A 15,965-nucleotide genomic window follows, 5' to 3' on the forward strand; every position below is an offset into this window, starting at 1 on the left:
CTTTATTTATAAGTTCCTGAGCAACAAAAAGTTGCCCAGGATTTTGCCATGTCAGAATTTTCACTTATCTTAGTGTTGCAAAAAGAAAACAAGCAAAACTCTAATATGACATGGCAAAAATACAAATTAAATCTGAGAAACTCACACCTTTTGGAGGAATTTTTTCAATCATGGAGAAATTTGACTCCATGCTTTCACCCGTTATCGACTCAACACTGGGTCAGAGATGCAGCAGTATCTTCGGATATCAGTTCAGCGAGATAGTCCGTTCGCTGATGAGCGTTTATTTCTGTGGCGGCTCATGCGTGGAAGATGTAACGTCACAACTGATGCGCCATCTCTCGTATCATCCTACCCTTCGTACATGCAGCTCTGATACCATCCTCAGAGCCATCAAGGAACTGACACAGGAAAACATCTCCTATACTTCCGACCAAGGCAAGACCTATGATTTCAATACTGCAGACAAACTCAACACATTGCTTATAAACGCTTTGGTTTCTACAGGCGAGTTGAAGGAAATTGAGGAATACGATGTTGACTTTGACCATCAGTTCCTTGAAACGGAGAAGTATGATGCAAAACCGACCTACAAAAAGTTCCTCGGCTACAGGCCTGGCGTATATGTTATCGGTGACAAGATAGTCTATATCGAGAACAGCGATGGTAACACGAATGTGCGTTTTCATCAGGCAGACACCCATAAGAGATTCTTCGCTCTTCTGGAATCCCAGAACATCCGTGTAAATCGCTTCAGGGCAGACTGCGGTTCCTGCTCGAAGGAAATCGTCAGTGAGATAGAGAAGCATTGCAAACATTTCTACATCCGTGCCAACCGATGCAGTTCGCTCTACAATGACATCTTTGCTCTGAGAGGATGGAAGACGGAGGAGATTAACGGCATCCAGTTCGAACTCAATTCCATTCTCGTTGAGAAATGGGAAGGCAAGTGCTATCGTCTTGTCATCCAGAGACAAAGACGCAACAGTGGCGACCTTGACCTGTGGGAAGGCGAATACACTTACCGTTGTATTCTGACCAACGATTACAAGTCATCGACAAGGGACATTGTTGAATTCTACAATCTGCGTGGCGGCAAGGAACGTATCTTTGACGACATGAACAACGGATTCGGTTGGAGCAGGCTCCCCAAGTCATTCATGGCGGAGAATACTGTCTTTCTTCTGCTTACTGCATTGATACACAATTTCTACAAGACCATCATGAGCAGGCTTGACACCAAGGCTTTTGGGCTCAAGAAAACGAGTCGCATAAAGGCTTTTGTCTTCAGATTCATCTCCGTACCTGCCAAGTGGATCATGACTGCAAGGCAATACGTGCTGAATATCTACACAGAGAACCGAGCTTATGCAAAACCCTTCAAAACAGAATTCGGATAAGAATCCTTTCTTTCCGGTTTGAATCTGCGTATTACCTCAAGTCGCATCGTGGGGTAAGGGGATGGTGGCTACATATTGATGTTGTGCTGTTGCTTTTTACTGAAAGCTGCTACTAACGACTCATAAATCTACCCTTAATCGTGTATTGGATGATAGTTGCGGATTTTAGGTTAAACTTGCGATACAGTTGACGAGTAAACGAGTTGACAAGATGACAAGTAAACAAGTTGACGAGTTTTAGTGGGCAAAACCAAAGTAACTTGTCCCGTCACCTTATATTATATAGGTCACAGGACAAGTCAATATCCAAACATACTCCCGTCTGCCAGCAGCCCTGGCGTTTCACTACATTGTCTGCCAGTCTGTCTGCCCCACGTGTCTATATGTTTACAAGTTCTCCGTCTCTATCATGCGCGTCTGATCATCTCACGCATGATTTCAGTCATAAGCGGCTGTGCGTTGTTTGCAGCCACCTGCACCTCTTCGTGGCTCACCTCCACCGGTGTGTCCTCGAGTCCGAGGTCAGTGATGATGCTGATTCCGAAGGTCTTGATGCCGCAATGATGTGCCACGATAACCTCCGGCACGGTGCTCATTCCCACTGCGTCGGCTCCCATGCGGTGATACATCTTGTATTCTGCAGGTGTCTCGAATGTAGGTCCCTGCACTCCCATATACACTCCATGCACCACTCTGATTCCCTTCTCTCGGGCGATGTCTTCTGCCTGTTTGATGAGGGCGTGGTCATAGGTCTCGTGCATATCCGGGAAACGTGGTCCCGTGGGGAAGTTCTTTCCGCGCAGCGGATGCTCCGGGAAGAAGTTGATGTGGTCTGTGATGATCATGAGGTCTCCGATCTTGAATTCCGGGTTCATGCCTCCCGAGGCGTTAGACACGAAGAGGGTCTTGATGCCCAGTTCATACATCACTCGGATAGGGAATGTAACCTCCTTCATGTTGTATCCCTCATAATAGTGGAAGCGTCCTTCCATCGCCATGATGTCTACGCCTCCGAGCTTGCCGAAAATGAGTTTTCCGGCATGGCCCTCCACTGTAGATACAGGGAAGTTGGGGATTTCAGAATAGGGAAACTCATAGCTGTCAGTTATTTCTGAAGCTAATTGTCCGAGTCCTGTTCCCAGAATTATCGCTGTTGTCGGACTTGTTGTCATCCTTTGCTTTAGCCAGGATGCTGTTTCTTGAATTTTTTCGTACATAGCCAATAATATTTTCGTTAAAATCTTCTTCTTGGTCTAACATGAAGCCCACTTCCACGGGCAGCACGTAGATATTCTTTTTCACCTCGTCGCTCAGTCCTTCCATTCCGCAGAGTCTGGCGTTGTCTTTTTCCGTGGTGACAATCATCTTGTCGTTGCCTTTCATCGCCTCAAATTCAGCATTGATGCGGTCGATGTCGGCATCGGTATACTGATGGTGGTCAGGAAAGGTGAGCGGTGTGATACGCTCCGTGTATGGCTTCAGGTCTACTATCATCTGCTGCGGCGACGCTATTCCCGTGAGCAGCAATATCGAGGTATCGCCTGTCAGCGTATCGAGTTTTCTGTCCTCACCGCCGTAGATGGGTCTCAGACTGCCGTATTTCAGCGTAGTGAAATATAGTTTCTGATACGGGAAGAGGTTCATCGCCTTGGTTATGACCCTGAATTCCATCGGTTTGAGTTCGGCGGGACATTTCGACACTATCACGATGTCGGCTCTCGCCTTCCCCTTCTGCGGCTCTCTGAGTCTTCCTGCCGGCAGCAGTTTGTCATACATTATCAGTCTGTGATAGTCAACGAGCAGTATGTTCACTCCCGGCTTCACGTAGCGGTGCTGATAGGCATCGTCGAGAAGTATCACGTCGGTGTCTGACGTCTCCTCGTTAGTCGTCAACTGGTCGATGCCATGACAGCGGTCTTTGTCAACAGCCACATAGATATCGGCGAATTTCTTCTTCATCTGATACGGCTCGTCGCCAATGTCGCTCATCGGAGTGTCGGCGGTGGCAAGCATATATCCCTTGCTCTTGCGCTTGTATCCGCGGCTTAGCACAGCCACTTTCACTTTGTCTCTGAGCAGATTGATGAGATACTCCACATGTGGTGTCTTGCCGGAGCCTCCCACGGTGATGTTACCAACGGAGATTACGGGGATGTCGAAGCTGCGGCTCTTCAGCATGCCCATTTCGAACATCTGGTTTCGCAGCCTCACTCCCGCTCCGTAGATCCAGCTCAGCGGCAGCAGCCAATCGTTGATTTTGATGAAATCGCCTTCCATATCTGTTGTGGAGTTATTGTTTTTTCGCTATTTTATTGTTATGACATAAGGCATGCGTGCCTGGATTGCCGACTGCCGGTTGATGTTTTTCAGCAACATGAATGTGGAGTAGTATTCTCCCATCGTCATGCGCATCTGCTCGTCGATGTAGCTGCCCGAAGAGAATCCGTTGTCCAGCAGGTCGTCCATCCAGCTTGCCTTTGCCGGATATTCGGCAGTATAGTAGTCATTCACCTTCGCAAGTTTCGCAGCCTTTGCCACGGCGTCATCGAGTCCGCCGAGCTGGTCTACGAGCTTTATCTTCAGCGCATCCTGTCCGAGCCATACTCTGCCCTGTGCTATCTTCTCCACAGCATCGGTAGAGAGACGGCGTCCGTCTGCCACACGCTGGCGGAAGAGTTTGTATCCGCGGTCGATATATGCCGAGAGATAACCCATCTCCTCTTCAGAGAACGGGCGAGCCATAGTGCCGAAACCGCTGTTCTTGTTTGTCTTCACCTCGTCGAACTTCACTCCGAGCTTCTCTGTGAGCAGTCCGCTGGCGTCTGGGAACATACCGAAGATTCCGATACTTCCCGTCAGCGTGGTTGGTTCTGCCACAATCCAGTTGGCAGAGCAGCTCATGTAGTATCCGCCTGATGCTGCCATTCCGCCCATAGAAACCACTACCGGCTTCTTTGCCTTCACGAGTTGCACGGCTCTCCATATCTGTTCTGAGGCATAGGCGCTGCCGCCTCCTGAGTTTATCCTTATCACCACTGCCTTCACGTCGTCGTCATCGGCGAGGTCGCGCAGGTCTGCCGACACCTTGGCGCCGTCGATCACATGGCTGCGAGATGCCATTCCTGTGGCGTTGTCCACGATGTCGCCATAGGCGTAATACACGGCGATGCAGTCTCCGTCGTCGGCTCCGCCGGGCACTCCGGTCATTCCTGTTATGCCAATTGTGTTCACATCGTCGTCATCCTTCAGGTTCATCAGTTTCTTCACCTCTGCCTTGAGCTGGTCAACATAGAGCAGCTTGTCCACGAGCTTGTATTTCACGTAGTCTTTAGGATCGCCCAGCGTTATCATGTTGTCGGCATACTGGTTGAGCTGTGCAACGGTCACCTTGCGGCTCTTCGCCACGTCGGTACACACCGTGTTCCATATTCCGTTGATGAATGCAGACACCTGCTCCTTGTTGGCGTCGCTCATCTTGTCGCCGGTGAACATCTCGGTTGCACTCTTGTAGGCTCCTACTTTCACCACCTGCATCTTGACGCCGAACTTTGCCATCAGGTCTTTCACGAACATCGTCTGCGAGCAGATTCCGCTCCATTCCACCTGACCGCTGGGGTTGAGATACACTTTGTCGGCAACCGACGAGAGGTAGTATGTGGCCTGTGTATACACGTCGCCGTATGCCACTATCCACTTGCCGCTCTTCTTGAAGTCTACCAACGCCTTGCGCACCGCCTGCAGCGAAGCGTAAGAGTCAGAGACGAAGAGTCCCGACTGTATGTAAATGCCCTTCACCTTGTCGTTGTTCTTTGCCTTCTTGATGGCGAGCAGCAGGTCGTCGAGTCCTATCACGTCGGTTCTGCCGCCGGAGAGCACCGCCATGATGTCGTCTTCGGCACGCTCCTGCAGCTGTCCGTTCAGGTCTATCACGAATACCGTGTTGTCAGCAACGTCCTTTGTGGCACTTGACGAGGCAATCATGCCCACGATGCTCATCACGCTCATCACTCCCACTACGAGGCAGAAGATCATGATACCTACTACCGTAGCTCCTACTTGCTTGAAAAATTCCTTCATACTCTTTCGTTTTAATGTCAATACTACTTATATAACGCTGGCAGTATCTGGAAAACTACAGCATAGTTGACATTTATTTGATTTTTCTTTCCTTCCCGTCCGCTACTCTATGGTGACGGTCACGGGATTGTCGAGTTCTTTTTTCCATTGCTTCATCCATGCGAACCACTCCTTGGCGTCCTTATAGCCGAAGGTTTCCTTGTCGCAGGTGAATGCCATGTTGTATGTGAGATAATTGCCGCCTGCCGTGTGCATGACATAGAGATACTGGTCTTTCTCCGTCGTCGGCTCGCTATCCACATATTTCTCCGGCACGTTGACTGCCAGACCAACCACGATTTTCGGTTTTCCGGCTATCGAGTCCTTGGCACCGTTAGGCCAGTTGCCGCCCCAGTCGCCCACGAGTCCGCGATGGTCGGAATACATCTTGTCGTTTAGATTGATGACTCCCGTGGCAAACTTCACGTCTTTTGCCGGCGTGTCCACCCAGGCATGCACCTCGCAGTCTCTGTGTCCGGCATAGATTATCACGTTCTGCCTCATGTTGAAGGTCTCGCCTGAGAGCTGCCACCCCTCGTCGGTGAGTTCCACGATGGTGCGGACGGGTCCGCTCGCCACCATACGCTGGCCTCTCGACAACACCGGACTGACCATTGTCGGTTTCTCGCCGTCCCAACCGCGCAGGGCTCCGAGTCCCACAGTCTTGCCTGCCCAAAGCACATCGTCACCATATCCGTCGGCAAGCTGCTTGTCATCGGGATAGAACTGGCTTGTTTCGAGTTCGAGCTGCTTCTTGTACTTGCCGTAGAGGTCGAAGGTCTGACGCTCGTCGAAATACACTCTGTATGCCACGAGTTCTGATTCGAAATCTGCTCCGTGGTGATGCAGAAGATGGAATACGTCAACTCCTTCGGGCACTGAGACCGAGTGGACGTAGGAACGGAATCCGTTCTTCACCTTCGTCTTGTTGTCTCTCATTATCATATCGCCGTATGTGCGGCGCGGATAGCTGCGGTCCGCCTGCTTTTCCGAATACAGGTCTACGGTGACCACCTTCTTGCCCTTGGCGTCCATGTCTATCACGAAGGCGAGTTCGTCATTGTGCAGGTCACGGTCCAGGTCGTCTATCTGAGATGCCACTTCCCTACCCTCGCATCTCACCACTACATCCTTCACGTTGAAGGGCACATCTTTCAGTTGCAACACCACCGGAACGTCAGCACGCCTTACATTGAGAGGATTCTTCAGCGTCACGGTGAGTGTCTTGGTATCGGCAGCTGCTTCAATAGCGCCTGCCGTAAATACAGCGAGGCAGAGGAGCCTCACGATATTACTTTTCTTCATCATTTTGTTTGTTTCGATAGAGCTGCGAGTTTACACTTGCTACTCATGGATTAGTCTTATTATATAGTAGTAGTATGTTTCTTTCCACCTTGCAGATGGGGCTTTCGGAAATCAGATCACGACTGCCGTACCGCTGCAGACCACCATCAGCATGGAGTTGCCTGAGCCAACGGTTTCATAACTGAGGCGAACGCCCACAACGGCATTGCCGCCGAGATTCACGGCATGCTGCTCTATCTCACGGAAGGCGTTGAATCTCGCTTCGGCAAACACCTGTTCATAGGTTCTGCTCCTGCCGCCGAAGAAGTCACGGATACCTGCCATGAAGTCTCTGATGGCATTGGCGCCGATTATCACTTCGCTGGTCACAATGCCCTTATATTCCTTAACCGGATGTCCCTCTATAGAGGGTGTTGTAGTTATAATCATTTCCTTTTATTTTAGTCAATACATAATTTGGGTGCTAAGTTACACATTTTTATTATTATTACCAACTTAAGTGACGCTGAAAATTAAATTGGTGTGATTTGTGCCTCATATCTTTGAGATATTTTCTTCACTCGAAGAGGGTGTATAGCATATTTGACTTTTTCACTGATTTTTTCTTAGACGTGTATTCATTGGATTTATTTTGGGATTTTCGTGGATTCGCGAGTGCTTGGGGCACTCCCTATCCTTAGCTAATAGTCTCGGCTGCTGATTTAAGACAAAAACCAGGATAAACCCAATGTTGATGATCTTTCCTGCTGACATCAGCCCCCACTCGTTCTCCCCCTTAGGGGGAGATGCAGATTACTCTTGAATATTGATAACACTCTGATAATCAAGCAACAAGGGCATCTGTCCCTCCCCTACGGGGGAGGTTAGGTGGGGGCTGATGGCTATTGGCGGAGTCATATTAAAAACTTAATGCGCAGCCGGTTTATCTTGGTTTATCGCTTGTATGCTTTTGCGAGGTGGTGACATAGTCGCCACCGATTAGTGGCGTGCAGGGTGACAGTCGAGAGCTCGCTCTCGTAAGGTCGACCTGTACGGCAGGAATCAAGCCGTAAGGCTCGCAAAAGGATACAGGTGTCTATCCCGGTTTTTGTCTAAAATCATTGGCTAAGGAAAGGAAGTGCCCCAACACTTGCAAATCCAACTAAATCAAATCAAAATCCAAGAATCATTAGTTCATATTATCAATAAATGGATGCTAACAGGTGGGAAACGGGTACAAAGTCGGCGGTTTGTAAATGTCAAACATATCGCTTTAGGGTAAAAAACCACAGGTTATAATACCCCTACACGAAGCATAGAAAACATAACTGCAAGCTATTGCGAATTAAACCCAAACAAAATCCACTCTCTAAAAGCAAAAGACTGCAAGCTGTTGCTACATATTACATAGAACGGTCTGATGAACGATTGGGGCTAATGTTTTGGGCACTTTTCATACACGGATTCTGCCCAACAGGGGCAAGCACCGTGCCCAACAGGGGCAAGCACGTTACCCAACATGGGCAAGCACCGTGCCCATTTCTTGCACTTTTTTGTTCTCCTTGCCAATGATGCTTGTGGCACTCCCTTTTCCCTTGCTGATTTCTATGCTGGATAATCTTTAGACAAAAACCAAGATACCCCCCGATGATACTTCTATGATACTTTTATGATACTTTTCTGTAAAACATTCAGAAAAGTATCATTGACGTAATTCTTTCACCGCCAGTACTTTAGATTCTGAAGTGATGCACAAAATGATACTATGACACTTTGTTTCAGAAAAACAATAATACAGGAAACGACCTCAAAGAACAAAGATTCTGACCAGATATACAATGATTTCAACAACAGGAAGATCAACCATATAGTCTCTGTCAATATTCTCAATGAGAATGCCAATCTTACAGACTGCAAGTATGCTGTATTTGCAAACTATTCTTCATCAGAGGTTATTGGACCACAAAGGCTTGGAAGATCCTTAAGGCATAAGTCACCTATCATAATAATGCCTTTTTATGAAGGTACAAGGGAACAGGAAATCCTTGAAAACATGATAAAGGACTTCAACAAGGATGCCATATACACCATCCATACTCTTGGTGAGTTGGGAGAATTTATAAAGAAATGATGTATCTCCTCATACAAGATACTGAATAAATTCATATCTTTGTATCCATAAAGTAAAAAACAAAGGAAACCTTAGCAGGAAACTAATCTTTTTTAAGGTTGTCCTTTGTTTTCTTACCTTTGTCATCAAAAGATTAACATTATGACTAAAAAAAGAAATAATACAGGAGATATAAGCCTCTCAACCAGTTTGGATGGGCTTTTTGGATTGTTCTATGATGACAATGGCAACAAGGTAGAAAGGGAATATTATCAAGGACCCAATGGAACATTCTTTACTTATGATGATAACTACAATACTGTTCCTCTACTCATGTTTGACCAGATGGCTAACTAGACATCCAAATAAATTAACTAATTATATTAGAAATATGGATGCTTTGGAAGCTGTAGGTGGTAATCCCTTTATGCTTGATATGCAGGTGTCTCCTGATCTTATGTTTACTAAAAAAGTTAATACACAATAATAAATAGTTTTATATTATGATTTTAGGTATTTGTCTTCTCATATTGTTAATTACAGTTTTTTTAGCAGCTTATTGTATAGGCAAGGCTTTAGACTTAAAATATAAGGATGATTATTTGTTTACCAATAATTCTGGTAATGGATTTGGTTGCTCTTTTACAGATGATAAAGATGAATTTGTAATTAAAGATAAAAAAGATAATGAAAAAAAATAGAGATACTAATTTTCAATATGTACCATTAGGAGCAATAATTGCTTTTCCATTTGCTATTACAGTAAAGATACTATTGGCAATTGGTAAGGTCTTTCATCTGTCATACAATGCAGTGAATATTATAGTATGGTATATGCTCTTGCCTCTCGCTTGGGCAGCAATACTTGACTATAAGCTGCATAAGCTGATATTGTCACCAATGTGGCTGCTGTTATGCGTTTGCATTATAATCCTTCAGAGGAAACAGTTCAATCAGTTCTGCGACACAATGTTCCGACTCTCACAGATATTCATTGCCTCCTTCGGCAATTACTACCTTTGGTCAGTAATCATCTGTCTACTATTGCCAACACTGATAACAGCAGTACTCCTGCTATGCTGAATCCTTATGCAATAGTGCAGAGTAGGAAAGGCATTGACCTTTAATAAAATATTTTATAGCACAACAGCAATCCTTGCATGACAAGCCCATGGACAATATCAGAAAGATAATACACATCGACATGGATGCCTTCTTTGCTGCAGTGGAACAAAGAGACAATCCGGAGCTGCGCGGCAAACCGATTGCCGTGGGGTTCGACGGACCACGCGGCGTGGTGTCTACGGCGAGCTATGAGGCAAGGCGATATGGAGTGCGCTCGGCTATGTCGATGGCAAAGGCGAAACAGTTGTGCAAGGAACTGATTATCGTGCCGTGCAGGCATGAGGTGTACAAAGAGGTGTCGCGACAGATACACGCCATTTTCCAACGCTATACAGAGCTGATAGAACCGTTGTCTATCGACGAGGCTTTTCTCGACGTGACCTGCAACAAGCCGAAGATTCTGCTCGCTCAAGACATAGCAAGGGAGATAAAGGAAGCGATAAGGCAGGAGACGGAGCTGACGGCAAGTGCGGGAGTGTCGTACAACAAGTTTCTCGCCAAGATAGCCTCTGACTACCGCAAACCCGACGGACTGTTTACCATCCACCCTGACCGTGCTCTCGACTTCATCGCAACGCTGCCGATAGAGGATTTCTGGGGCGTGGGACCGAAGACGAGAGAGACGATGCACCGCATGGGGATATTCAACGGGGAACAGTTGAGACAATGCTCGCTGAAGCATCTCACTGAGGTGTTCGGAAAGGCGGGACCCACGTTCTATAATTTCGCACGTGGCATAGACGAGCGGCCTGTAGAGAACGTAAGGATAAGGAAGTCGGTGGGTTGCGAACAGACTTTTATGGAGGATATTAACAAAAGGTCGGCGATAATAATAGAACTATACCACACTGTTATGGAACTGCTGACAAGACTGGAGAAAAGCGGATTCAGAGGACTGACGCTGAGCCTGAAAATAAAATACTCCGACTTCACCAACATCACACGCAGCATAACGTCTGACAGGGTGCTCACAAAGAAACAGGACATCCTGCCACTGGCAAAGGAACTCCTCAGACAGGTGGACACCACAACGAAACCTATCCGGCTCATCGGACTGAGCGTGTCGAACCCCTGCGACGACAAGAAGAGACCACAATGGGTGGAACAGGAACTGCACTTCAAGGAATGGGACTGAAGCTGCATACAGATGACCATCATCAACGGTTCAGCCCCTGAACGAAATCGTTTTAGTTGAATAACAGCAAATAATCACAACACCTGAGACGGAAATAGAAATTATTGTTGTATTTTTGCATTGAATTTAAATAGGTAAATAATATACAGGTATGAAACAAACTAAGATTGTAGCTTCTATCAGCGACCGCAGATGCAGTGTAGACTTTATCCGCCAGCTATTCCTGGCAGGTGTGAACGTAGTCAGAATGAACACCGCACATGCCTCACACGACGGTCTACGCGAGATTATCAAAAACACGAGAAAGGTGTCAAAACACATCGGAATACTCATCGACACCAAAGGACCGGAAGTGAGGACCACAGCCACTGACCAACCCATTGAATACAAAACGGGGGAAAGGGTGAAAATCTACGGACACAATACAGAAGATACTACTCACGACACAGTGAACGTTTCATACGAAAATTTCATTGACGACGTGAAGGTGGGCGACCATGTGCTCTTCGACGACGGAGAACTGGATATGCTCGTCTATGAAAAAGACGGCGACTCGCTCTGCGTGGAGGTGCAGAACGACGGAAAGCTGGGTTCGAAAAAGAGCGTCAACGTTCCGGGAGAGCATATCGACCTGCCGGCGCTGACTGAAAAGGACAAAGCGAACATCCTGCTCGCAATAGAAGAGGACATCGACTTCATAGCCCACTCTTTCGTGCGCAGCAAGGAAGACGTGCTGGCTGTTCAGAGAATCCTTGACGAGCACAACAGCGAGATAAAGATCATCTCAAAGATCGAGAACCAGGAGGGCGTTGACAATATTGACGAGATTATCGAGGCGTCTTACGGTATCATGATCGCCCGTGGCGACCTGGGCATCGAGGTGCCTATCGAGCGCATTCCGGGAATCCAGAGAATGATCATCAAGAAGTGTATCGAGGCAAAGAAGCCTGTTATCGTTGCCACACAGATGTTGCACACGATGATAAACAACCCTCGTCCTACACGTGCCGAGGTGACCGACATCGCCAATGCCATATACTACCGCACCGACGCCCTGATGCTCAGCGGCGAGACGGCATCGGGTAAATACCCGGTGGAGGCTGTAAAGACAATGGCTGCCATAGCCGAACAGGCTGAGAAGGACAAGATGCGCGAAAACGACATCCCTGTGCCATTGAGCAACGACTGCAACGTGAGCGAATTCCTTGCAAAACAGGCTATCGAGTCAACGGAGCGTCTCGGAGTGAGGGGAATCATCACCGACAGCCTATACGGACGCACAGCACGCAACCTGGCGGCTTTCCGCGGTCCTAACCCCGTGCTCGCCATCTGCGTAAAGGAAAGGGTGCAGAGACTGCTGGCTCTGAGCTACGGAGTGATTCCGGTGTTCCAGCATAAGAAACTGCAACCGCAGGACCAGTTCGTGGCAGCGCTGAGAATGCTGCGACAGAAGGGCTACCTGAAGATGGAGGACAAGATTGCATATCTGAGCGGCAGCTTCGGAAGGGGCGGAGGCACCACGTTCCTCGAAATCGACAAGGTGGCTGACGTGTTCAACAAGGACTTCAAACTGCCTAACACGATGAGACCTTGACAATACACGGAACAAGAAATACACAATGACTGAAAAACCGGCTTCATGGTCCGCATCGCAGGAAACTCCCGCAATGCGGACTTCTGGAACTGGGTTTATAATAATCTTTTGATAACCTTATTTTTATGAAACACGCATTGATAACAGCACTACTTGCATCGGCAACTCTTCTGGGCAACGCACAGAACCAGCAGAAAGCCGAAACCTGCAACCAACAGCATTACGTGCCGACAGCAGAGAATCTGCAGGCACGAAATGAATTTTCTGACAACCGATTCGGCATTTTCCTGCATTGGGGACTTTACAGTATGTTCGCACAGGGGGAATGGTATCTCAACTATGGTCCCAACAAGGACGAATATGCAAAGGTGGCTGACGCTTTCTATCCGCACTCCTTCAACGCCGAGAAATGGATTTCGGCGATAAAGGCTTCGGGAGCCAAATACATCTGCTTCACAACCCGCCACCACGAGGGTTTCTCGATGTGGGACACCAAACAGTCCGACTACAACATCATGAACACGCCTTACGGCAAAGACATCGTGAGACAGCTGGCTGACGAATGCCACAAACAGGGCATTGGACTGCATCTCTACTACTCTCACATCGACTGGACACGAGAGGACTACCCTGCCGGCAGAACAGGACTGACAACGGGCAAAGACCCGAAGAAGGCTGACTGGAACCACTACTACAAATTCATGAACGCACAGCTCACCGAACTGCTGACAAACTACGGAAAGGTGGACGGAATATGGTTTGACGGATGGTGGGACCACGACGAGGACACTATCCCATTCAACTGGCAGCTGCCTGAGCAGTATGCCATGATACACAAACTGCAACCGGCGTGCATCATCGGCAACAACCACCACCAGACTCCGTTTGAGGGCGAAGACATGCAGATGTTTGAAAGAGACATTCCGGGAGAGAACAAGAACGGTCTGTCTGGACAGTCTATCAGCCGGTTGCCGCTGGAGACTTGTCAGACGATGAACGGCATGTGGGGATACAAGATAAAAGACCAGAACTATAAATCGGCCAAGGAACTCATCAGACTGCTCGTGCGCACAGCGGCTAAGGGAGCCAACCTGCTGCTCAATATCGGTCCGCAGCCAAACGGCGAACTTCCGGCAACGGCTCTCGACCGTCTTGCCGACATGGGCAAATGGCTGAACGGCAATGCCGGCGAAAGCATATACCGCACTGTGGCAGGAGAAGTGGCGCTTGGCGACAGCATCGTGTCGACATGCGGAAAGGGGAAAAAGGCTCCTCTCTATATACATATCCTCACAGACAAGAAGGATGGTGAAATCGCCGTGACAATGAAGGGTAAAGCCAAGAAGGCGACAAACCTCATCACAGGCGACAAACTGGCGTTCAGAAAGGACAAAGCCACTGGCAAGACAATCTTCGAGCTGAACGACAGAAAGGGTGACGAAGACGACTATATCATCAAAGTGGAATTCTAATCCTTCATATATACAAAAAAAATGGCATAATCGCTGAAAAGTGCGATTATGCCATTTTTTTAACCCAAATCGGTCATTAGGGCTTGCATGGATTTTGTTTTTTAGAAGAGTGGATTTTGTTTGGCTTTTAATGAGTAATAGCGGGCTATTGCGAATTAAAAACGAGCAAAAGACACCTTGTAAAAAAGAGACTGCAAGCAGTAATTAAAAAACACAATAAACGGCCTAATGACCTCTAAGTTTGCAGAAGATTGCGACGAAGTCGCATAAACTCCAAAATAATCAAGGTAAAACTATGATTGCTAAAGACAGTTTCGTACCTTTGTTGTAAAAAGGTAGAATCGGTCTGTCGAAGAGGTAAACCAGCTAATGACCCAGCCGTAAAGCTATAAATCGTTTAGGTCCTCATCGACATAGTTGCAAAGACCAGATAGAAAGTTATCGGCTCTGAGCCTTGTTAGAGTGTTAGTCCATACAACTATTGACCAATTCTACACAATATAACTCGTACAAAGTTATGAAGAATTTATTTATCGGAGTTGATTTTTCGAAAGAAAAAGTTGATGTGGCTATCCTTTTTGCAGACGGACTGGCAGAAACCGCTGCTAGAGTGTTCAACGAGTTCAAGACAACCGTGTCTGGCTATAGGCAGTTGGTCAAGTGGGTTGAGCAGAATTCCTGCGGTATCGACTCGTCCTTGTGGCTCTTCTGTGGCGAGAACACGGGCGACTACAGCAAGGGACTGTGCAACTTCCTCTACGGTAAAGGCTACGACATGTGGCTTGAGAACGCAAAGAGCATCAAAGACGCATCTGGTCTTAGACGATTGAAGTCTGACCGTGCTGACGCCTCGATGATTGCAGAATACGCCATGAGGAATTACGATAAAGCCGTTATGTACGAGCCTCTTAGCGAGTCGCTTACACAACTGCGTGAGCTGTTCCTATACCGTCAGATGATCGTAAGACACAGATGCAGTTTCCAGGTGCGTAGAGGCGAAAAGCGACTCACTATGGAGAAGTCGCCAGTCAAGACAATGATTTCGCAGAGCGGACGGCACATCGTCTCTGAACTCAATAAGGAGATAGAGAAGATAGATAAGCGCATTGCCGATCTCATCAAGTCGGACGAGGAACTCACCGAGGTGTTCACCATCGTGACCTCGGTGCCTGGCATAGGAACGCAGAACGCTGTGTGCCTGATGGTGTACACCGACAACTTCCGGCGTTTCAACTACGACTCACGCAAGATTGCCTGCTATTACGGCCTAGCTCCATTTGGCAAAGATTCGGGAACCAGTGTGCATTCCGATCCGCATGTACATTATATGGCTAACCGCCAGATAAAGGCCATGCTGACGCAAGCGGCACTAGCTGCCGTCAACTTCAATCCCATTATGGCGAGGTACTACATGCGCCTCGTAGAACGAGGAAAGAAGAAGCAGGTTGCACTGAACAATGTCAAGAACAAACTTGTACATTTGGTCACAGCCATGGTCAGAAATCGCCAAACATTCACCCCTGAATATAAAATCTCAGCATAAATTGAAAATAATGGTCAAAACATTTGGATATTAACATAGAAAGCGATTTGGGTTTAACCCCAATCGGTCATTAGGTCGTTTTTGGGGTGGTAAAAAAAACTCAGCCAAGGACTCGGCAATAACTGAATCCTTGGCTGTTTTTATTATGGTAACTATGTACCTTTATTCTTGGAGTATATCAACTCC

The 15,965-nt window shown here is 47.5% G+C and carries 13 protein-coding genes; 8 read left to right on the forward strand and 5 right to left on the reverse strand.

The features are described from left to right. Positions 1–110: 110 nt before the first annotated feature. Positions 111–1,400: an IS1380-like element IS612 family transposase gene (locus ACDC99_RS06120; RefSeq protein ID WP_005814044.1), complete on the forward strand. Its 1,290-nt coding sequence runs from the start codon at positions 111–113 to the stop codon at positions 1,398–1,400. A gap of 407 nt (positions 1,401–1,807) precedes the next feature. On the opposite strand, the gene ACDC99_RS06125 is transcribed toward ACDC99_RS06120, so the two are convergent. From ACDC99_RS06125 to ACDC99_RS06145, 5 genes are all read right to left on the reverse strand, one after another. Further along, positions 1,808–2,617, reverse strand: a complete 810-nt coding sequence (locus ACDC99_RS06125; protein WP_082026325.1) for a purine-nucleoside phosphorylase — start codon at positions 2,615–2,617, stop codon at positions 1,808–1,810. Further along, positions 2,502–3,677, reverse strand: a complete 1,176-nt coding sequence (gene lpxK / locus ACDC99_RS06130) for a tetraacyldisaccharide 4'-kinase (protein ID WP_370756206.1) — start codon at positions 3,675–3,677, stop codon at positions 2,502–2,504. The genes ACDC99_RS06125 and lpxK overlap by 116 nt, the downstream gene beginning before the upstream one ends. Before the next feature lie 27 nt (positions 3,678–3,704). Continuing rightward, positions 3,705–5,477, reverse strand: coding sequence for a signal peptide peptidase SppA (gene sppA, locus ACDC99_RS06135; protein ID WP_370756207.1), 1,773 nt, complete (start codon positions 5,475–5,477; stop codon positions 3,705–3,707). A gap of 102 nt (positions 5,478–5,579) precedes the next feature. Continuing rightward, positions 5,580–6,824, reverse strand: coding sequence for a DUF4861 domain-containing protein (locus tag ACDC99_RS06140; protein WP_370756208.1), 1,245 nt, complete (start codon positions 6,822–6,824; stop codon positions 5,580–5,582). A gap of 108 nt (positions 6,825–6,932) precedes the next feature. Beyond that, complete coding sequence (locus tag ACDC99_RS06145; RefSeq protein WP_022315798.1) at positions 6,933–7,250, reverse strand: heavy metal-binding domain-containing protein; 318 nt, start codon at positions 7,248–7,250, stop codon at positions 6,933–6,935. Positions 7,251–8,565: 1,315 nt separating this feature from the next. Here ACDC99_RS06145 and ACDC99_RS06150 point away from each other — a divergent pair. From ACDC99_RS06150 to ACDC99_RS06180, 7 genes are all read left to right on the forward strand, one after another. Beyond that, the gene (locus ACDC99_RS06150) at positions 8,566–8,931 is read left to right on the forward strand and encodes a helicase-related protein (protein ID WP_370756210.1); all 366 of its coding nucleotides are present in this window, start codon (positions 8,566–8,568) and stop codon (positions 8,929–8,931) included. Positions 8,932–9,072: 141 nt separating this feature from the next. Continuing rightward, positions 9,073–9,267: a hypothetical protein gene (locus ACDC99_RS06155; protein ID WP_044073306.1), complete on the forward strand. Its 195-nt coding sequence runs from the start codon at positions 9,073–9,075 to the stop codon at positions 9,265–9,267. Between the two features lie 146 nt (positions 9,268–9,413). Continuing rightward, the gene (locus ACDC99_RS06160; RefSeq protein ID WP_044079981.1) at positions 9,414–9,611 is read left to right on the forward strand and encodes a hypothetical protein; all 198 of its coding nucleotides are present in this window, start codon (positions 9,414–9,416) and stop codon (positions 9,609–9,611) included. 470 nt (positions 9,612–10,081) lie between these two features. Then, positions 10,082–11,170: a DNA polymerase IV gene (gene dinB, locus ACDC99_RS06165; protein ID WP_370756212.1), complete on the forward strand. Its 1,089-nt coding sequence runs from the start codon at positions 10,082–10,084 to the stop codon at positions 11,168–11,170. Between the two features lie 151 nt (positions 11,171–11,321). After that, positions 11,322–12,764: a pyruvate kinase gene (pyk, locus tag ACDC99_RS06170; RefSeq protein WP_044074636.1), complete on the forward strand. Its 1,443-nt coding sequence runs from the start codon at positions 11,322–11,324 to the stop codon at positions 12,762–12,764. A gap of 125 nt (positions 12,765–12,889) precedes the next feature. After that, positions 12,890–14,236, forward strand: coding sequence for an alpha-L-fucosidase (locus ACDC99_RS06175; RefSeq protein ID WP_042518937.1), 1,347 nt, complete (start codon positions 12,890–12,892; stop codon positions 14,234–14,236). A gap of 517 nt (positions 14,237–14,753) precedes the next feature. Next, entirely contained in the window at positions 14,754–15,779 is a 1,026-nt protein-coding gene (locus ACDC99_RS06180; RefSeq protein WP_042517114.1) for an IS110 family RNA-guided transposase, read from the forward strand. The last annotated feature ends 186 nt before the right edge of the window (positions 15,780–15,965 follow it).

The organism is Prevotella pectinovora (assembly GCF_041323955.1).
GTDB lineage: Bacteria > Bacteroidota > Bacteroidia > Bacteroidales > Bacteroidaceae > Prevotella > Prevotella pectinovora.